The sequence below is a fragment of the Mesorhizobium sp. M0626 genome (assembly GCF_040320665.1).
In the GTDB taxonomy this organism is placed as follows: Bacteria; Pseudomonadota; Alphaproteobacteria; order Rhizobiales; family Rhizobiaceae; genus Mesorhizobium.
In genome coordinates, this window is record NZ_JAMYQD010000001.1 from 139,611 (window position 1) to 156,928 (window position 17,318).

The window sequence follows — 17,318 nt, forward strand, 5'->3', positions numbered from 1 at the left end:
CATATTTGCGCGTCGGGGCACTTTTCAGGGTCTGGTAAAATGCGTGCAAATCAACGGAGAAACCTATGGACGCCGCCACTCCCGCCGATCTGATCGTCTTCCTCAACAGCGCCAATCCGGGTGGAAAGTTGCCTGCACCGGCAAAGGCAAAGTTCGTCGCACTGGTCGAGGCCCGCGACGATGCACGCGCATTGCTGATGGGGATTTCGGACAAGCAGCGGAAGCTGTTCGACAAGCGCGACGAAGCCGAGACGGAGTTCCAGCGCCTGGAACGCGCCCTGGATCGCGGTGAACTGCAACGCGAGGAGGATCTGCCCAACGGCGTTGTCCGGCGAGGCCCAGACGATCCCCGCTTGGCAGAAGCCAAGGCAAAGTTGGACATCGCCCTAGAAGAACTCGAACGGGTGCGCGGCCAGTACGAGGCGCGCGCCACCGTCTGGCGCTCCCACGCTGCCCTCGTTGACAGGCTTGAGCGCTACCTCAAGGACATTCCTGGCCGGATCGAAGTGGCCGAGCCGGTGAAGCCGTCGACCGCAAAGGGTGACAAGCTGCTTGCCGAGATCAAGGCGAGTCGGTCGACCATCTCGAAACTGAAGGCCGACCGCCGCGACGTTGAGACCGCTCCGCTGCCCTCCAGCGATGCTAAGGCATTTGCCAAGGCCTGGGTGGCCGCACAGGCAGCGACAGCCAAGCCGCGCCTTTACGGCATCCTTGACGGTGGCCGCAACGAGATCGAATTCCCCAACAAGATGATCACGGTCGAGACCACGGTTGTCATGCCCGACGCGCACGGCATAGCGCGCGGTCACGCTAGCGCAGTTGATCCGGTGGCCCTCCAATGCTGGCTCAACCCAGACGCGATGATTGCCGCCCTTAACAGGGACATCGGCGCTATAGCCGCCGACGACCGTGCACTCGATAAGGCCACCCGCGCCTACAAGATCAACGAGATCGATGGGCAGTTGCTCGCCAAGGAGCGCACAGAGGAAGCCCTTGTCGATGCAGCCCTGGCCGAACACCTGCCAGTCGAACGCCGAGCCGATGTGGATCCCCGCGCGTTGCTTGGTCTGGCCGACGATCTGCCGGAACTGCGGGACTGAGTTCACGAGCATGGTGTTAATCCTTCACCATCACCAAGAGACCGGACGGCTTCGGCTGCCCGGCCTCACCCATTGCCCTGCGTCGGTTCCTGTCAGTCCTGACAGCGTGGGCATAGAGCCGGCGGACTTCAGAGCGGTTGGCCGCCGGCTCACGGCATCATCACGAATGGCGCGGTCGCGGACTTCCATCCCGGCGTGCGTCGCGGACGGACGGTCGGAAAGGGTTTCCCCGACTTGTCCGTCCGCACCGGCTTTGCAACCAAGCGGCACCGCTACGCAACCTAGGGTAGGTTCTCCCCAGCGCTGCACGTATGAGGGGGCGGCGGTAGCCCAAACTGTCCCTAGCCACAGCCTTCCAAAACATGGGCATGGTCACCATGCAAATTGGCTGACCCCTTATGGCGCAAGGTCTGGAACCCTCCTCCCGCGCAATTCTGACCTGTTGAAAATGATCTGATGTCAGCAGCTCTCCTCACAATGTCCGCATATGCCGCCACCATCGGCGTCAACCCGTCAACCATCAGCCGGGCTGTGGTGCGCGGTTCATTGCCTGTGGTCGTTCTGGCTGATGGCCGGCGTATGATCGACCGGCAGGCTGCCGACGCGGCGCGGCGCCAGAATTCCAACATAAAGAACGGCCATGGCGGCCGACCAGATCGGGCTGAGCGTCGGCGCTCAACTTGGACGGCAAAATCCACCGATGGATACGACCCGGCCGTGAAAGCGTGCCTGTCGGTCATGACAGCCGAATGGCCGTCTTTGATCCGAGAGGCGATGGAAATCCTGGGAGCCTCAGAACTCGACCAGGCTCGGGCCGTGATAGCGGTGGAGGATCTTACCGCGACGCTGGCCTGCGCGATGCATCAAGATATCAACCGCTCACGCACTCATGATTTTCGTTTGCCGTTGCCGGCTCGGTCTGTCCTGAACTGGTCCGACGACGTGAAAGAATTCGTCGACCAAACCGGCAATGACGGGTCAGGCGGGCAATGGACCTCGGACGACATCGAAGGCCTGCCCGGCGGCGCCGATTGGGCGGAACGCTCAATGTCGGCGTGCTGGGGAGCCAAGCCTTAAAACCAACCCGCAGCGTCGTGACGACACCGCGTCCCATTCGAAGGAGAAACACCCAATGACCATCCCAAGCCACTTTCCCGACCACTGGAAAACCGCGCTCGCCACGGGTGCCGCCACCGGCTTTCGCACCGCCGGCGATATGGTGAGCTTTTTCTACAAGGCACGCTTCGTCACCGCCCTCTTTTCCCAGGAAGAGAAGCACTATCTCGACCTGGCAGACCGTCATCCAGAGCAATACGCCGCTGCCCTGGCTCAGGCTCGGGCCGAAGATCGGGCCAAGTTCGAAACGTCCGAAGCCATGAAGCGGGCGCCCTTCGATGCTGCCGAATCGGGCAAACCAGTCACGACCATTTCGAAGGCGTGGGATAAGGCCATCGCAAAAACGAACGAGGGCTTCAACGACCTGGCTGCAGGCATCTACGCTCGCCGCAACAAGTAGCTACATCAATTCGGCCCGCCGTGATGGCGCGCCTGTCCCTAGAAGGAAGCCATCATGGCCTCAACAATCAAACAGCGCATCGCCCTCGACGGCGGCAAGGAACTCAAGCGCGAGCTTGAAGAGTTCGGCGCCGCTGGCCGCAAGGCGTTCAAGGACTTGCAGGCTGCCGCCGCGCAAGCCAAGGGGCTCAGTCCCGGTTTCTTCAGCTCCCTGAAGCAGGCCGAAGTCCAGATTAAATCGCTGGCCAAATCCTTTCAGGACGCTGGCAAACAAATCCAGAGCGTTGGCCGGGGGTTTTCGACCGCATTGACGCTGCCGATCGTCGGCGCTGGTGTCGGCATCCTGAAACAGGCCGCCGATTTCCAGACGGCGATGAACAGCTTCGTTGCCAACACCGGAGCCGCCGGAACGGCATTCGACGAGGCCAAGGCCAAGGCGATCGAACTCGGCAATGCCTCTGTGTTCTCAGCGACCGATTCCGCCAACGCGATGACCGAGCTGGCGAAGGTCGGCCTTGAATATAGCCAGATCATGGACGGGGCGGCGCAAGCCACACTCGACCTGGCTGCCGCCAATGGCGGGCAATTGGTCGCTGCCGCTGGCATCGCTGGCGACCTGATCCAGCAGTTCAATCTCAAGGCCAAGCAACTGCCCGGTGTCGTCGACGGTATCACCGGCACGTTGATAAAGTCGAAGCTCGGCTTCGATGATTACCGCCTTGCGATCGGCCAGACCGGCGGTGTGGCTTCATCTCTGGGTGTTTCGCTGGAAGATATGAACGTCGCGCTTGCCGGAACGGCCGCCTTGTTCTCCGGCGGCTCGGATGCCGGCACATCGTTCAAGACCTTCCTGCAACGGCTGGTGCCGCAATCCAAGGAAGCAGCCGGCGTCTTTAAGGAATTGAATTTGCGGTTCTTCGACTCTGCGGGGAAGATGAAATCGATGGCCGAGATCGCCCAGGAGCTTCAGACAAAGCTCGGCAAGCTCAGTCAGGAAGACCTCAACGACAAGGGCTCGACCATCTTCGGCACGGATGCATTGCGCACCGCGATCGGCCTGATGAAGCTCGGCGCCAAGGGCTTCAACGAGCTTTCCTTAAGCATCAAGGGTGTCGGAGCCAACAAGCTCGCCGAAGTCCGGGTGCAGGGTCTCACCGGCGAAGTGAACAAGTTCAACAGCGCGGTGGAAACCCTGTCGATTGCCATAGGCGATTCCGGATTGCTCGAATCCGTCACCAAGATGGTCGTCAAACTTACCGACTTCACCACGTCGCTTTCGAAGCTCAATCCGGAGACGCTGAAGCTCGGCACGGAGATCGGCGCGGTGGCGGCGGCTATTGGCCCGGCGCTGATTGCACTTGGCTTGCTCGGGCGGGGCTTAGGGTTTGTGTTCGGCGGCGTGGCCAACCTGATCAGGATTGCCCTCGCACTGAAAAATGCTTTCCTGTTCTTGACGCCATGGGGCCGCGCTATCGTCATAGTTGCCGCGGCATTCGAGGGGCTGCGCCTGGCACTCGGTCTGGTGCGCAACAAGCAGTTCGACGCTGCAACGGCAACGGCAGTCCACCAGAAAGCCCTGGCCGACCTGAATGCCGCAGTTGCCGCGGTCAAGAACGGCGTTCCGGGTGCGGAGGGCGCGCTGAAGCGTCTCGGCCAAGCTCATATCGACGCCGCCAAGGCGGCAATTGCGGACGCCAAGGCGCAGCTCGCGCATCAGCAGGCGGTGTTCGATGCGACCAAGCTCTCTGCTGATCAGAGCGCGCTTGGCCCCATGGAAAAGCGCCTAGGCGTCGACATAGATCCGGCGATGGACGCGCTTGTCAGGGCGAATATCCGACTTGCGCAGACTGAGCGCCAACTCGAAGACATCCAGAACACGATTGCCGGCAAGGTCGTCGGCAACATCATCGATCTTCGTGAGAACGCTGACGGCGCAGCAAAAGGTGTTGCTGCTGTCGGTGCTGCTTCCGCTACGACCGCCGGCCAGGTGGAAAACCTCGGCCACCAGATCACGGTTATTCGCGGCGGTGGTGGAGAACTGACGAAGCAAGTTTTCAATGTCGTCGACGGTGTGGCCCGCGCGGCCGATGATGGCAAGCAGGCTCTCGACGGCTTGAAGAGCAGCGTTGACGGCACCAGCGGCGCCGTGGATGGCGTTAGTACCGAAATCACCCACAGCATCTCCCAGATCGCGCCGGCCGCACAGGAGGCCGCCAGCGGCTTCAACAGTTCGCTGGGCAATCTCGACTCTGGTGCAGCCCAGGCTGCCGCAGAGGCCCTCGTCGCGCCGTTTGAGACATTAACGGCCAAGCTCTCGGCCATCCTGTCCGGGATGCGCGCCTTGCTGCAAACCGGGTTCTCCGGTCTCGCCGGCATCGTCAACACCCTGGCGGCACAGGTCGAGGCGGCGATCGCCCGCATCCTGGCCTCGCTCAGGGCGGCGGCGGCTGCCGCACAGTCTCTCCGCGGGGCTGCCGGCTCCAGTTCATCTTCCGATAGCGGCGGCTCTCATGGCGGCTTCGCTGGAGGCGGCTCAGTTCGCGGCCCGGGTGGGCCACGGACAGACAGCATCCTGGCACGCCTAAGCGATGGTGAATTTGTCGTCCAGGCGGCGATCGTGAAACGGCTTGGCGTGGATTTCTTCCATGCCCTGAACAACGGGTTTCTGCCTCCGTTGAAGGGCTTGCGCGGCTTCTCCATGGGCGGCTTCGCCGACAGCTTCAACGGCTCAATGTCGCAACTGACGATCCCGCGCTTTGCCGGCGGCGGCTTCGCGAACGTACCGGCTTCATCTCCGTCGACCACCGCCGGCCGCACGCCATTCGTGCTGCAACTGCCGAACGGCGCGGAAATCGATGACATGACCATCGGAGATGTTTCGATGCGTCGCCTGCAAAAAGAAGCCGTCAGAAGCGGATTGCTGAGCACAGGACGAAAGCCGGGGCGTGGCAAATGACCGACAAGCTCGCATGGTGGCGGCCGCCGCCGGAACACGAAGGCCGGGCCGAACAGAACCGGCTCAAATTCAAGGCGCAGTTCGGCAGCTTCGAAGCGGTCGAATTCGATTCCTACTGGCTCGGCACCTCCATGGACGGGAAGCACCTGGCCTTCCAGTTTCACCGGCCGGACGGCTCAACGCACAAGTTCGCGCTGTCCGATCAGATGGTGGAGCAGTTCTTTGCCGAGCTTGCCGGCTGCATCGAGGAGATGGGACAGCGCCAGCTTGCAGCCAAGGAACTGGACCGCAACGCATGAGCGCTGATCACCTCGCCTTTACCGCGGCAAGCACAATCATTTTGATGCTGGCTTGGTGGCCATTTTGAAACCGTGACGAAGCAGGAGTGGACTGATATGAGTCGGGCATGTGGGGTTTGGACACTATCAAATCAGAGTTGCAAGTATTGAAGGGCGCTCCTTTTAGCGTTTGCCTTCTGGTGGCGGCCGGCCTTTGGGGCGGATACCAATTCGCCTCTGTACTAACAGCCGAGAGGATCGCCACTCTTGAAACCATGGTCCACGAGAGAGATGGAGAGATTGAAGGCTACCAGAAGACCTTGAGCGACCGTCTCGACAAAGTCGAAAAAGCGCTCTCGGACCAGCAGCTTTCAAGCATCAAATCGAGCCTCAAGGATGGACATGGTTCCGTCGATATTCTGGATAGCAATCCAGATAAACCAGACCCCCGCGCTGATCAGCTTAAGACCGCGTTCAGGGACAGCGGCTGGGACGTGATGATGGTAGCAAAGAATGTGACGGATGCGGCGGACCTGGTCCTGCGCACTACTGATCCGAAGGCAGCCACGTCAGTCGAGAAGGCGCTAAGGGATGCTGGCGTCACTTATCAGATGGCAACGCCTCCCGGTAACACCGGAACAGACTTCCTCCTTCGTAATTCGAAATAGGGAATTACCCGGCTAAACCTTCTGGATGATCTCGTCAGTGCTGAGTATCTGAAACGTATTTTCGTCGATGAAGTTAACAGCGCCGCCATTCGCTAAGCGAAGCTCTTTCGTCCCAGGCCTGTACTGTCGACCGCTCATTCCGTGGAATGCGACCATGTTCTGGTATTCAACGACAATGTATTCCCTCCCGCCCGTGCCACGGCACGAATAGCGTCCAACTTCCTGCTTCATCTGTCGCCTTTGTTCGGCCAGTCGCCGCGATCGATGATCTTCTCCCGCGACACCGTCTTGATGCGCTCCTGGTAGACGCCGCCACCAACCATGACTAGCACGATCGCATAGGCCCACCAGGGCAGGCCTGGGATGAAATACCATAGGCCGCCGGTTACGATGCCGGCCGCGATAAACGCTTCCAGCGCAAGCTTGTCAGTCTCTTTCATTTGGATTGCCCTCCGTTCCCCTAAGAACAGCATTGCGCCGATCCTGTGCAAACGCAAGCGATGGCGTGGCTACGGCTTTGCGAGCCTGACCCCGGCGCCGCCGCCATTCCGGGGAATAAGTTCGACCCCGGCCGCCTCCAGAGCGGTTTGGAGGTCGAGCAACGTGCGGTCGTATGGCGTCCGCTTTCCGGCTTCAAAATTCGCAATGGTCGCCTTTGCCACTTTCGAGGCTGTCGCCAATTGATCCTGAGACCATCCGACAAGGGCGCGCGCCGCTCGGCATTGTGCTGGCGAAATTGTCATTTTGATTAAACCTTACATTAAAAATGTTGACTACACGATATGTGCAGCCTTATACCATTGGTGCAACATTATCGCAATTGGAGAACATCAATGCCGAACACCCATGTTCCGGCTGCCGGCGAAGCTATGCCCGCAGTCATCGGGAGATTTTCCCGCCGTGCCATGCTTGGCACCTTTGCCTCGCTTCCACTCATAGGAGGCGCTGTAGCGCTGGCGCCGCCAGCGCGGGCTCCTGACCCGCTCGCCGACACCATCGCCGAATATTATGCTAAGATGGCAGAGTTCATGGCAATTCCGAACGGCGAGATCACGAGCGAAAACGAGGATGCTCTCGTTGCGGCAACCTATGGGCCGCTGGATGACAAGCTGTGGCACGCAACACCGCCGGCAACGAGCAATCGGGGTGTTGCAGAAGCGATCCGATATGCCCTGAAAGAGCATTCGCTGATCGATCGGGTGGCAGAAGCCATCCTGATATCGGCGCTGGCGTTCCTCGATCAGGAGCGCGTGTCATGACCGCCCTGGTTAGGACGCTACGCCCCTACGGCATGCCCAAGGGGACGAACCCGCGTGTTTGGAGGCAGTCAGTCGAGAAACGCCTCAACGACCTTCTAGACCGGGCGATGTCGCTGGTGACGGCATTGGATCTGATGGAAGCCGACTTTTGCGACGATGAGGAAACCGGCGACGAGGAGCCGTCGCTTGGCTGGGCGCATAATGGCGGACAGTCATTCCTGTCCGGCACCGCTCCCAACCTGCCGGCCGGCGACACATGCGATCTGGAGCTAGACAACGCCGACGACGAGGAAGGCGCGGACGCCGAGCCTTGTCCAGACACCTACGGCGAAACGGTGATGTGGGGCGATGATCTGAAATCGCAGGAAGTGCTGGCCGGTTCTTAAAATTGTCCGGAACAAAAGCCGCCTCTGCGGGTTTATGTCGTGCAGCGGCTTTCTCAGGAATATGGCCGCTCTATTCAAGGTGCAGAACCCGCCGCCCTGGGCCCCCCTCACAGCGGCGGGTTTTTCTTGTGGCCAGAGAGTGCCTCCCGAAAAGCCCGCCGGCTCACGCTGGCGGGCGATCTCTCTACTGCTAGAATTTCATCGCGACGCCGACGCGGAAGTCGTGCGTCTGAAGCGTGTGTTCGAGTGTGCACCCGCCACCGCAATATTCTAGCGATTTCTTGCCAAAGAAGGAGAAATCATACTCTCCGCGCAAAAACACGTTGTGGGTGAGTGCGACGTCTAAACCTGCTCCAACGATGCCGCCTACCAAGGTGGCATCGCGCTCCGCGTCGCCACCTGGATAGAACGTCTTCAACTTCGCCGCGGTTACACCCGCAGTGACGAACGGCATGTACGCGCCCATGTCCATGCCGACTCGACCCTTTACAGAGCCGAACAACCCGGTGGATGCGTCGAGGACGCCTGGTCCTGGAATGTCGTTGAAGGTGTTCTTTTTGAAGCGATACCCAAGCTCGCCTTCGAGGCCGTAGACAATCGTGCCGGACTGGAAGTTATAGCCCGCAAAGCCGCCGATTGTTGCCGAGCCTGGGCTGTGGGTAGCACCGGCACCAATGTTCGGCTCATGTATCTTGTAGTGTTCCAGCGTCCCCGCGCCGAAGATACCAGCGTAAGGTCCTTGCCAGGTCCATTCAGGGGTGTCCACAGGAGCAGTAATGGTGTCGGCGGCGATCGCCGGCGCGGTCACCGAAAGCGCGATAAGTGAAGCGAAAAGAAAGGCTTTCATCGGAATCCCCAGCACAATGTCAGGAACTTAGTGCCATAAACCTGCAACCTTGTATGTAGCTAGTAAGCCACACCTGTCGGCTAAGTTGCCGCCGTTGAGTCCGTCGACGTGAATTGAGGGGATCGCCGGCCAGTCGACTATTCGAACGTCCTCAATCACACCCATGATCGCCCCTCGTGATGCCTTGGTTTTCTTGAGTTTTTGGTGAGCGCGTCGGGGTTCGAACCCGAGACCTACTGATTAAAAGTCAGTTGCTCTACCGGCTGAGCTACGCGCTCCCGCGGGCTCTAAAGGCCGCCCTCGAAATTGCGCGGAACATAGGGAGAGTGCCGCGACCGGTCAACCGGAAAAAGATGGCCGTTCCACCGGGGTTTCGGCCATCGCCCGACGCGCCGCAAATTGCGTCGTCACCAGCCCGGTGAGCCGCTCCCGCAACGTGGTCGCCGCTTCGATCTGTTGGCGCGCGAAACGCGCCTTTTCTCACGCGCCAAATTCGAGAAACATTACAAATCAGCAACTTACTGTTTTGGTGGGAACCATCGCACGAGCGGGCCGTTTTCGTCTCACAAGGGACGTCAACCACCCTTCAAGGAGAAGATCATGAACAAGATCGCAACGGGTCTACTGGCGACCACCCTGTCAATTTCGTTTGCCGCGGCCGCCGCTATGCCGGCCAATGCCGCCCAGATGTTCGTGCCCCAGTCATCAGCAACTTCGTCCGACATCGTGAATGTGGGCGATTCTCGTCATGACAACTGGCGGTGGATGCGCCATGGCAACCGCAATTCCGGCAATCGCGATTTCCGCGTAGGCCGCCAATTCTCGCGCAACAATGATGGCGGCAGCTATTGGAATGGCCATCGCGGCTATCGCGAATATCACCGCGGCTATCGCCGTCACGGCGACTACTGGTTCCCGCTGGCTGCCTTCGCCACCGGCGCCTTGATCACCGGCGCGATCGTCAACAGCGAGAACAACCGCGGCGATGCGCATGTGCAGTGGTGCTACGACCACTATCGGTCGTACCGCGCTTCGGACAACACATTCCAGCCCAATTACGGCCCGCGTCGGCAGTGCAATTCGCCCTATTGAGCTGAGTTGGTACCAAGTGTTGTGTAGAAAAGCCCGCGCCGGCAACGGCGCGGGCCTTTCCGTAGGTTGCTTGGGTACGGGCGCGGCGGATTAGCTGGCCCAATTGACGCTCTTGAAGATCAGATACAGGGCTCCGCCTTCACCACGCGGAGAACGGTATGCACCGAGGCCGTTGCAGATTCGAACCGCAACTGCGGTCATCTTCCAGCCGAGCACTTCCAGGTCGTTGTTCAAAGCTATCGCATAGGATTGAGCCAGCCCATCAATGGAATGCTCCTGTCCGAATGACCGAACCAGCTTTGCGTCGGCAAGCAGTTCGCCAGGCAGGTTTGAATTTGCCCAAGCCCAGAGCCAGTTGCTGGCCTTGGCACTCGTCGATCCGGCGATTTGGATTTCGGCGACGACCTTGGTGATGCCGTTGTCCGAGAACAGAAGCTTTCCTTCTGTCAGATCATAGTCATAGCGAGGCCAACTGCCGAGTCGGAATTTCTGCTGCAAGCGTGCATTCTTTGCATCCAATTGTTCGACAGCCTCGTCGCGCCAGGCGACATACCAGTGTGGATTCATCCCCTTCCCCCGCCACGATTTACTACCGTACGCTCAGCGTCCGGCGCACCGCATCGCGCCAGCCGGCCAGTTTTGCCGAACGCATGTCGGCATCCATGTCCGGCTTGAAGCGGCGCTCGAGCGCCCAGCTCCTGGCAAAATCCTTCGCCTTCGGCCACACGCCCGCCTTCGAGCCGGCAAGCCACGCCGCACCCAGCGCCGTCGTCTCCAGAATGGTCGGGCGATCGACCGGCGCATCGAGGATATCGGCCAGCCGCTGCATGGTCCAGTCGGAGGCCACCATGCCGCCGTCGACGCGAAGCACGGTTTTGGCCGATGCCCCCTTCCAGTCCTTGCGCATGGCGTCGAGGAGATCGCCCGTCTGGTAGGCGACGGATTCCAGCGCCGCGCGGGCGAACTCCGCCGGGCCAGAGTTGCGGGTCAGCCCGAAGATCGCGCCACGCGCCTCGGCGTCCCAATGCGGCGCGCCGAGACCGACGAAAGCCGGCACCAGATAGACGTTCTGCGTGGGGTCGGCGGTTGCCGCCAAAACGCCGCTATGCTCGGCCTTGCCGATCACCTTGATGCCGTCGCGCAGCCATTGCACGGCGGCACCCGCGATGAAGATCGAGCCTTCCAAGGCATAGGTAGTCTTGCCGTTCAGCCGATAGGCGATGGTGGTCAACAGCCGGTTCTTCGAGCGCACCAGATCGGCGCCGGTGTTGAGCAGCGCAAAGCAGCCGGTGCCATAGGTCGATTTCATCATGCCTGGCTCGAAACAGGCATGGCCGATGGTCGCTGCGTGCTGATCGCCGGCCACGCCAAGGATTTTGATTTCGGCGCCAAACAGGCTTTTTTCCGTCACGCCGTAGTCGTCGGCGCAATCCTTGACCTCAGGCAGCATCGCCACCGGGATGCGCAGGATGGAGAGCAGCTCGTCGTCCCAGACATTTTTCTCGATGTTGTAGACCAGCGTGCGCGAGGCGTTGGTGGCATCCGTCGCATGCACCTTGCCGCCGGTCAGCCGCCAGATCAAAAAACTGTCGATGGTGCCGGCGAGCAGTTCGCCCTTTTCGGCGCGCTTTCTCGCACCGTTCACCTTGTCCAGCATCCAGGCGATCTTGGTGCCGGAGAAATAGGGATCGAGCAGCAGGCCGGTTTTTCTGGTGAACTTTTTCTCCAGGCCGTGTTTCTTCAGCTTCTGGCAGAGCGGCGCGGTGCGGCGGTCCTGCCAGACGATGGCATTGTGGATCGGCTTGCCGGTCGCCTTGTCCCAGATGACGACGGTTTCGCGCTGGTTGGTGATGCCGATCGCCGCCACATCCGAGGCCTCGCGGCCGGCGGCCTTCAGCGCGCCTTTGATCGTCGCGACGACGCTTGCCCAGATCTCTTCCGGATCATGCTCCACCCAGCCGGAGGCAGGATAATGCTGCGTGAATTCCTGCTGCTTGCTGCCGGCGACCTTCATCGCGCCGTCGAACAGGATCGCCCTGGTCGATGTCGTACCCTGGTCGATTGCAAGGATGTATCCGGTCATTAGTCCTCCCGGTAGCTCGCCTATACAAACAGGGGAGACGGCAAGATGCCGCCTCCCCGTTCACTATGATCCTGGCGCGTACGCCAAGATTACTTCTGCCAGCTCTTCACCAGTTCGTCGTAGTTGATGGTGATCGGCTTTTCCTTCTCGTTCTCGATCTTCAGCTGAGGCGCGAGATTGCCGTTCTTGACCGCGTCGGCGTTCCAGTAGGCGAGGTCATGCTCTTCGGCCATCTTCGGGCCGATATCGCCCTGGACGCCCGACTTCTCGATGCGGGTCATGACTTTTTCCTGCTCGGCGCAGAGCGAGTCCATGGCTTCCTGCGCCGTCTTGGCGCCGGACGAGGCATCGCCGATCGCCTGCCACCAGAGCTGTGCCAGCTTCGGATAATCGGGCACGTTGGTGCCGGTCGGCGACCACTGAACGCGGGCCGGCGAGCGGTAGAACTCGATCAGACCACCGAGCTTCGGCGCACGTTCGGTGAAGCTCTTGTCGTGGATCGTGCTTTCGCGGATGAAGGTCAAGCCGACATGGCTCTTCTTCACGTCGACCGTCTTCGAGGTCACGAACTGCGCGTAGAGCCAGGCGGCCTTGGCGCGGTCGGTCGGCGTCGACTTCATCAGCGTCCAGGAACCCACGTCCTGATAGCCGAGCTTCATGCCGTCCTTCCAGTAGACGCCATGCGGCGACGGGGCCATGCGCCACTTCGGCGTTCCGTCGTCGTTCAGCACCGCCTTGGCGCCGGCGTCGACCATCGAAGCGGTGAAGGCGGTGTACCAGAATATCTGCTGCGCGACCGCACCCTGTGCCGGCACCGGGCCGGATTCGGAGAAGGTCATGCCCTGGGCTTCGGCCGGAGCGTAGGCCTTCAGCCAGTCGAGGTATTTCTGGATCGAGTAGACGGCAGCCGGGCCGTTGGTGTCGCCGCCGCGCGCCGTGCAGGAGCCGACCGGCTGTGATTTCTCGTTGACCTTGATGCCCCATTCGTCGACCGGCAGGCCGTTCGGCAGGCCCTTGTCGCCGTTGCCGGCCATCGAGAGCCAGGCGTCGGTGAAGCGCCAGCCGAGCGACGGGTCCTTCTTGCCGTAGTCCATGTGGCCATAGACCTTCTTGCCGTCGATCTCGCGGCCGGTGAAGAACTCGGCGATATCCTCATAGGCCGACCAGTTGACGGGAACGCCGAGGTCGTAGCCGTATTTCGCCTTGAAGTCGGCCTTGTTCTTCTCGTCGTTGAACCAGTCGTAACGGAACCAGTAGAGGTTGGCGAACTGCTGGTCGGGCAGTTGATAGAGCTTCTTGTCCGGCGCGGTGGTGAAGGAGGTGCCGATAAAATCCTTCAGGTCGAGGTTGGGATTGGTAACGTCCTTGCCCTCGCCCGCCATCCAGTCGGTCAGGTTGCGGACCTGCTGGTAGCGCCAGTGGGTGCCGATCAGGTCGGAATCGTTGACCCAGCCGTCATAGAGGTTCTGGCCGGTCTGCATCTGGGTCTGGATCTTCTCGACGACGTCGCCTTCCTGGATGACGTCATGCGTGATCTTGATGCCGGTGATGGCGGTAAAGGCGGGCGCCAGCACCTGCGATTCATACTGGTGGGTGGCGATGGTTTCGGACACGACCTTGATGTCCATGCCGGCGAAAGGCTTCGCGGCATCGATGAACCACTGCATTTCTGCTTCCTGGCCGGCGCGGTCGAGCGTCGACAGAGGGCCGATTTCCTTGTCCAGAAACGCCTTGGCCTCATCCATTCCGGCGTAGGCGTTGCCTACCCCGAGCAACAGGACAAGGGCAGTTGTTGATGTTAAAAATTGCCGTCGCATAGGTTTCCTCCACATTTAGGTTTCAAGTGCGATCTGGAACGGCCGCCGGCACGCGGTCGATCCAACAGTTTCCCCCTCTATACGTAGCGGAACACGCCGACGGCGTAGACCACGGAGAGAGCGAGAGCCCACCACAGGTTGAATCCGACAAGACCCAGCCAAGCGAGATGGATAAAGGCGCTGCCAAGCAGCGACAGAAAAAGACGGTCGCCGCGCGTCGTCTCGAAGCGCAGGATGCCGACGCGCGGATTGCCGCCCGGCGAGGCAAATTCCCAAAACGCCATGCCGCACAGCAGTAGAAGAATGGTGCCGAAGAACGCCGCCGTCGGCCACGTCCACGCCATCCAGGTGAGGTCGAGATTCATGGTGACACCCTCCCCAGGGCAAAGCCCTTGGCGGTGGTGGTGAGGGTGAACCCGTGCTTTTGTTTCATCACACCCTCCCCAGGGCGAAGCCCTTGGCGATGTAGTTGCGGACAAACCAGATGACGAGCGCGCCGGGGATCAGCGTCAGCACGCCGGCGGCAGCGAGCAGGCCCCAATCCATGCCGGCGGCCGAAACGGTGCGGGTCATGGTGGCGGCGATGGGCTTGGCATCGGTGGTCGTCAGCGTGCGAGCGATCAAAAGCTCGACCCATGAGAACATGAAGCAGAAGAAGCAGGCGACACCGATGCCACTGGCGATCAGCGGCATGAATATCCTGACGAAGAAGCGCGGGAAGGAGTAGCCGTCGATATAGGCTGTTTCGTCGATCTCTTTGGGCACGCCCGACATGAAGCCTTCGAGGATCCACACCGCCAGCGGCACGTTGAACAGGCAGTGCGCCAGCGCCACAGCGATGTGGGTGTCGATCAGGCCGAAAGCCGAATAGAGCTGGAAGAACGGCAGCGCGAACACTGCCGGCGGCGCCATGCGGTTGGTCAGCAGCCAGAAGAACAGATGCTTGTCGCCGAGGAAGCGGTAGCGCGAAAAGGCGTAGGCCGCCGGCAGCGCCGCAGCCACGGAAATCACCATGTTCATGACAACATAGGTGATCGAGTTGATGTAGCCCGAATACCAGGACGCATCGGTGAAGATAGTGACGTAGTTGGCGATCGTAGGCTGATGCGGATAGAGCGTCAGCGAGGAGACGATCTCGGCATTGGTCTTGAAGCTCATGTTGATGAGCCAGTAGATCGGCAGCAGAAGCACGATGATGTAGATCGTCGGCACGATCCACCACCAGCGCGATTCCTCGCCGCGCTTGCGCATCAGCCGGGCGACCTGATCCTGCGAAAGCGTGCTCGCCAATTTTCCCGAAGCGGTGGTTTCGCTCACTCTGTCGGCTCTTTCGTTGGCGCCGCTCATCTCAGCGCTCCGCGTCGTAGTTGGTCATCACGGTGTAGAACACCCACGACAACAACAGGATGATCAGGAAGTAGACCAGCGACATGGCGGCCGCCGGACCGAGGTCGAACTGGCCGAGCGCGGTCTTGACGAGGTCGATCGACAGGAAGGTGGTCGAGTTGCCGGGGCCGCCGCCGGTGACGACGAAGGGCTCGGTGTAGATCATGAAGCTATCCATGAAGCGCAACAGCACGGCGATCAAAAGCACACGCTGCATCTTCGGCAGCTGGATATAACGGAACACCGCCCAGCGCGAGGCGCCGTCGATCTTGGCCGCCTGGTAGAAGGCATCCGGGATCGAAACCAGGCCGGCATAGCAGAGCAGCACGACAAGGCTGGTCCAGTGCCAGACGTCCATGATGATGATGGTGACCCAGGCGTCGAACGAATCCTGCACGTAATTGTAGTCGATGCCGAGCGCGTTGACGTAGTAGCCGAGCAGGCCGATGTCGTTGCGGCCGAAGACCTGCCAGATGGTGCCGACGACGTTCCACGGAATGAGCAGCGGCAACGACATAAGCACCAGGCAGACCGGCACGCCCCACCCCTTCTTCGGCATGTTGAGCGCGATGAATATGCCGAGCGGCACTTCGATGGCCAGGATGATGAAGGAGAAGATCAGGTTGCGCACCATCGCTTCCCAGAAGCGGCTGGACGACAGCAGTTCCTCGAACCACTGGGTGCCTGCCCAGAAGAAGACGTTGTTGCCGAAGGTGTCCTGCACCGAATAGTTGACGACCGTCATCAGCGGAATGACGGCCGAGAACGCCACCAGCACCAGCACCGGCAGCACCAGGAACCAGGCCTTGTTGTTCCAGGTCTTTTCCATCTATGCCCCCAACTCGACACGCCCCATCTCAACCAGCCAGGAATCGGCATAGATGTTGATGCCGGCCGGATCGAAGCGAACCTTTGGGTCGGCCGGCACGCTCTCGTCCTCGCCGATGACGGCAGCGATCTCGCGGCCTTCGAGGCTGGCGCGCACCACCTTGTGGCGGCCGAGATCCTCGACCTTGCTGATTTTAACCGCCATGCCGTCACGGCCGAGCCTGACATATTCGGGGCGGATGCCGAGTTCGATGGCGCCGGAGCTCCCAGCGGCGGTCTTTGGCGCGCCGGGCAGCTCGATCCGCTGGCTGCCGATGGTCGCGGTCTTGCCGTCGATCGCCACCGGCATGACGTTCATCCCGGGCGAGCCGATGAAATAACCGACGAAAGTGTGGCGCGGGCGCTCGAACAATTCGGCCGGCGTGCCGATCTGGACGATACCGCCATCATACATGACGACGACCTGGTCGGCGAAGGTCAGCGCTTCAGTCTGGTCATGGGTGACATAGACCATGGTGTAGCCGAAGCGGCGGTGAAGTTGCTTCAATTGCGAGCGCAGCACCCACTTCATATGCGGATCGATGACCGTCAGCGGTTCGTCGAACAGGATGGCATTGACATCCGAGCGCACCAGGCCGCGGCCGAGCGAGATCTTCTGCTTCTGGTCGGCGGTCAGGCCCCTCGCCTTCTTCTTCGCCCACGACGCCAGGTCGATCATCTCCAACGTCTCGCGCACCTTGCGGTCGACATCGGCCTCCGGCACGCCGCGGTTGCGCAGCGGGAAGGCCAGATTGTCGTACACCGTCATGGTGTCGTAGATGACCGGGAATTGGAACACCTGCGCAATATTGCGCTCCTGCGTCGACAGATTGGTGACGTCCTTGCCGTTGAACAGCAACTCACCGTGCGAGGGTTGCAGAAGTCCCGAAATGATGTTGAGCAGCGTGGTCTTGCCGCAACCCGAGGGCCCAAGCAGCGCATAGGCGCCGCCATCCTCGAAAGTGTGGTGCACTTCCCGCAGCGCAAAATCGGCATCCTTCTGCGGGTTGGGCAGGTAGGAGTGCCTGACATGGTTGACGTCGATGCGCGCCATCTCTTCCCCC

18 protein-coding genes, 1 tRNA gene and 1 pseudogene are annotated in these 17,318 nt (G+C 60.8%); 9 read left to right on the top strand and 11 right to left on the bottom strand.

Annotated elements, in window-relative coordinates; all coding sequences use genetic code 11:
- Window positions 1-65: 65 nt before the first annotated feature.
- From NKI37_RS00745 to NKI37_RS00770, 6 genes are all read left to right on the top strand, one after another.
- Complete coding sequence (locus NKI37_RS00745; protein WP_352787740.1) at window positions 66-1,100, top strand: hypothetical protein; 1,035 nt, start codon at window positions 66-68, stop codon at window positions 1,098-1,100.
- Between the two features lie 477 nt (window positions 1,101-1,577).
- Window positions 1,578-2,177: a hypothetical protein gene (locus tag NKI37_RS00750; protein ID WP_352794336.1), complete on the top strand. Its 600-nt coding sequence runs from the start codon at window positions 1,578-1,580 to the stop codon at window positions 2,175-2,177.
- Between the two features lie 55 nt (window positions 2,178-2,232).
- Window positions 2,233-2,616: a hypothetical protein gene (locus tag NKI37_RS00755; protein ID WP_023700765.1), complete on the top strand. Its 384-nt coding sequence runs from the start codon at window positions 2,233-2,235 to the stop codon at window positions 2,614-2,616.
- Window positions 2,617-2,670: 54 nt separating this feature from the next.
- A complete protein-coding gene (locus NKI37_RS00760; protein WP_352794338.1) occupies window positions 2,671-5,571 on the top strand; it encodes a phage tail tape measure protein in 2,901 nt (966 codons plus the stop codon).
- Entirely contained in the window at window positions 5,568-5,870 is a 303-nt protein-coding gene (locus tag NKI37_RS00765) for a hypothetical protein (protein ID WP_352787736.1), read from the top strand. Before NKI37_RS00760 ends, NKI37_RS00765 begins: the two co-directional genes overlap by 4 nt.
- Window positions 5,871-5,977: 107 nt before the next feature.
- Complete coding sequence (locus tag NKI37_RS00770; protein WP_352787734.1) at window positions 5,978-6,517, top strand: hypothetical protein; 540 nt, start codon at window positions 5,978-5,980, stop codon at window positions 6,515-6,517.
- A 227-nt stretch (window positions 6,518-6,744) separates the two neighbouring features.
- Here the strand turns inward: NKI37_RS00770 and NKI37_RS00775 are convergent, their stop codons facing one another.
- Window positions 6,745-6,957, bottom strand: a complete 213-nt coding sequence (locus NKI37_RS00775; RefSeq protein ID WP_352787731.1) for a hypothetical protein — start codon at window positions 6,955-6,957, stop codon at window positions 6,745-6,747.
- Window positions 6,958-7,032: 75 nt separating this feature from the next.
- A pseudogene (locus NKI37_RS00780) lies at window positions 7,033-7,260 on the bottom strand (helix-turn-helix domain-containing protein); the annotation flags it as partial.
- 90 nt (window positions 7,261-7,350) lie between these two features.
- Here NKI37_RS00780 and NKI37_RS00785 point away from each other — a divergent pair.
- Window positions 7,351-7,776: a hypothetical protein gene (locus NKI37_RS00785; RefSeq protein ID WP_352787729.1), complete on the top strand. Its 426-nt coding sequence runs from the start codon at window positions 7,351-7,353 to the stop codon at window positions 7,774-7,776.
- Window positions 7,773-8,162, top strand: coding sequence for a hypothetical protein (locus tag NKI37_RS00790; protein ID WP_155929693.1), 390 nt, complete (start codon window positions 7,773-7,775; stop codon window positions 8,160-8,162). Before NKI37_RS00785 ends, NKI37_RS00790 begins: the two co-directional genes overlap by 4 nt.
- A gap of 190 nt (window positions 8,163-8,352) precedes the next feature.
- On the opposite strand, the gene NKI37_RS00795 is transcribed toward NKI37_RS00790, so the two are convergent.
- Window positions 8,353-9,009 (bottom strand): outer membrane protein, encoded by a 657-nt coding sequence (locus tag NKI37_RS00795; protein ID WP_352674459.1) that lies wholly within the window; start codon window positions 9,007-9,009, stop codon window positions 8,353-8,355.
- Window positions 9,010-9,211: 202 nt separating this feature from the next.
- A tRNA-Lys gene (locus NKI37_RS00800) sits at window positions 9,212-9,287 on the bottom strand.
- 322 nt (window positions 9,288-9,609) lie between these two features.
- Between NKI37_RS00800 and NKI37_RS00805 the strand changes: the two genes are divergently transcribed.
- On the top strand, window positions 9,610-10,101 hold the full coding sequence (locus tag NKI37_RS00805; RefSeq protein ID WP_023693412.1) for a BA14K family protein: 492 nt from the start codon (window positions 9,610-9,612) through the stop codon (window positions 10,099-10,101).
- A gap of 90 nt (window positions 10,102-10,191) precedes the next feature.
- On the opposite strand, the gene NKI37_RS00810 is transcribed toward NKI37_RS00805, so the two are convergent.
- The 7 genes from NKI37_RS00810 to NKI37_RS00840 form a co-directional block, all read right to left on the bottom strand.
- Entirely contained in the window at window positions 10,192-10,668 is a 477-nt protein-coding gene (locus tag NKI37_RS00810; RefSeq protein WP_352787728.1) for a DUF6882 domain-containing protein, read from the bottom strand.
- 22 nt (window positions 10,669-10,690) lie between these two features.
- Window positions 10,691-12,184, bottom strand: coding sequence for a glycerol kinase GlpK (gene glpK, locus NKI37_RS00815; protein ID WP_352787726.1), 1,494 nt, complete (start codon window positions 12,182-12,184; stop codon window positions 10,691-10,693).
- 89 nt (window positions 12,185-12,273) lie between these two features.
- Window positions 12,274-14,001: an ABC transporter substrate-binding protein gene (locus NKI37_RS00820; RefSeq protein ID WP_023670978.1), complete on the bottom strand. Its 1,728-nt coding sequence runs from the start codon at window positions 13,999-14,001 to the stop codon at window positions 12,274-12,276.
- 77 nt (window positions 14,002-14,078) lie between these two features.
- Window positions 14,079-14,366, bottom strand: coding sequence for a DUF2160 domain-containing protein (locus NKI37_RS00825; RefSeq protein ID WP_352787725.1), 288 nt, complete (start codon window positions 14,364-14,366; stop codon window positions 14,079-14,081).
- Window positions 14,367-14,433: 67 nt separating this feature from the next.
- Window positions 14,434-15,348 carry a carbohydrate ABC transporter permease gene (locus tag NKI37_RS00830; protein WP_023670976.1) on the bottom strand — a complete coding sequence of 305 codons (915 nt, stop codon included), beginning with the start codon at window positions 15,346-15,348 and terminating at the stop codon, window positions 14,434-14,436.
- 1 nt (window position 15,349) lies between these two features.
- The gene (locus NKI37_RS00835) at window positions 15,350-16,216 is read right to left on the bottom strand and encodes a carbohydrate ABC transporter permease (protein WP_023712374.1); all 867 of its coding nucleotides are present in this window, start codon (window positions 16,214-16,216) and stop codon (window positions 15,350-15,352) included.
- Window positions 16,217-17,308 (bottom strand): ABC transporter ATP-binding protein, encoded by a 1,092-nt coding sequence (locus NKI37_RS00840; RefSeq protein ID WP_352787723.1) that lies wholly within the window; start codon window positions 17,306-17,308, stop codon window positions 16,217-16,219.
- Between the last annotated feature and the right edge of the window lie 10 nt (window positions 17,309-17,318).

Bases quoted from the DNA above. Each gene is read 5' to 3' on its own strand.
- NKI37_RS00745 (WP_352787740.1), top strand. From the start codon at position 66: ATGGACGCCGCCACTCCCGCCGATCTGATCGTCTTCCTCAACAGCGCC.
- NKI37_RS00750 (WP_352794336.1), top strand. From the start codon at position 1,578: ATGTCCGCATATGCCGCCACCATCGGCGTCAACCCGTCAACCATCAGC.
- NKI37_RS00755 (WP_023700765.1), top strand. From the start codon at position 2,233: ATGACCATCCCAAGCCACTTTCCCGACCACTGGAAAACCGCGCTCGCC.
- NKI37_RS00760 (WP_352794338.1), top strand. From the start codon at position 2,671: ATGGCCTCAACAATCAAACAGCGCATCGCCCTCGACGGCGGCAAGGAA.
- NKI37_RS00765 (WP_352787736.1), top strand. From the start codon at position 5,568: ATGACCGACAAGCTCGCATGGTGGCGGCCGCCGCCGGAACACGAAGGC.
- NKI37_RS00770 (WP_352787734.1), top strand. From the start codon at position 5,978: ATGTGGGGTTTGGACACTATCAAATCAGAGTTGCAAGTATTGAAGGGC.
- NKI37_RS00775 (WP_352787731.1), bottom strand. From the start codon at position 6,957: ATGAAAGAGACTGACAAGCTTGCGCTGGAAGCGTTTATCGCGGCCGGC.
- NKI37_RS00785 (WP_352787729.1), top strand. From the start codon at position 7,351: ATGCCGAACACCCATGTTCCGGCTGCCGGCGAAGCTATGCCCGCAGTC.
- NKI37_RS00790 (WP_155929693.1), top strand. From the start codon at position 7,773: ATGACCGCCCTGGTTAGGACGCTACGCCCCTACGGCATGCCCAAGGGG.
- NKI37_RS00795 (WP_352674459.1), bottom strand. From the start codon at position 9,009: ATGAAAGCCTTTCTTTTCGCTTCACTTATCGCGCTTTCGGTGACCGCG.
- NKI37_RS00805 (WP_023693412.1), top strand. From the start codon at position 9,610: ATGAACAAGATCGCAACGGGTCTACTGGCGACCACCCTGTCAATTTCG.
- NKI37_RS00810 (WP_352787728.1), bottom strand. From the start codon at position 10,668: ATGAATCCACACTGGTATGTCGCCTGGCGCGACGAGGCTGTCGAACAA.
- glpK (WP_352787726.1), bottom strand. From the start codon at position 12,184: ATGACCGGATACATCCTTGCAATCGACCAGGGTACGACATCGACCAGG.
- NKI37_RS00820 (WP_023670978.1), bottom strand. From the start codon at position 14,001: ATGCGACGGCAATTTTTAACATCAACAACTGCCCTTGTCCTGTTGCTC.
- NKI37_RS00825 (WP_352787725.1), bottom strand. From the start codon at position 14,366: ATGAATCTCGACCTCACCTGGATGGCGTGGACGTGGCCGACGGCGGCG.
- NKI37_RS00830 (WP_023670976.1), bottom strand. From the start codon at position 15,348: ATGAGCGGCGCCAACGAAAGAGCCGACAGAGTGAGCGAAACCACCGCT.
- NKI37_RS00835 (WP_023712374.1), bottom strand. From the start codon at position 16,216: ATGGAAAAGACCTGGAACAACAAGGCCTGGTTCCTGGTGCTGCCGGTG.
- NKI37_RS00840 (WP_352787723.1), bottom strand. From the start codon at position 17,308: ATGGCGCGCATCGACGTCAACCATGTCAGGCACTCCTACCTGCCCAAC.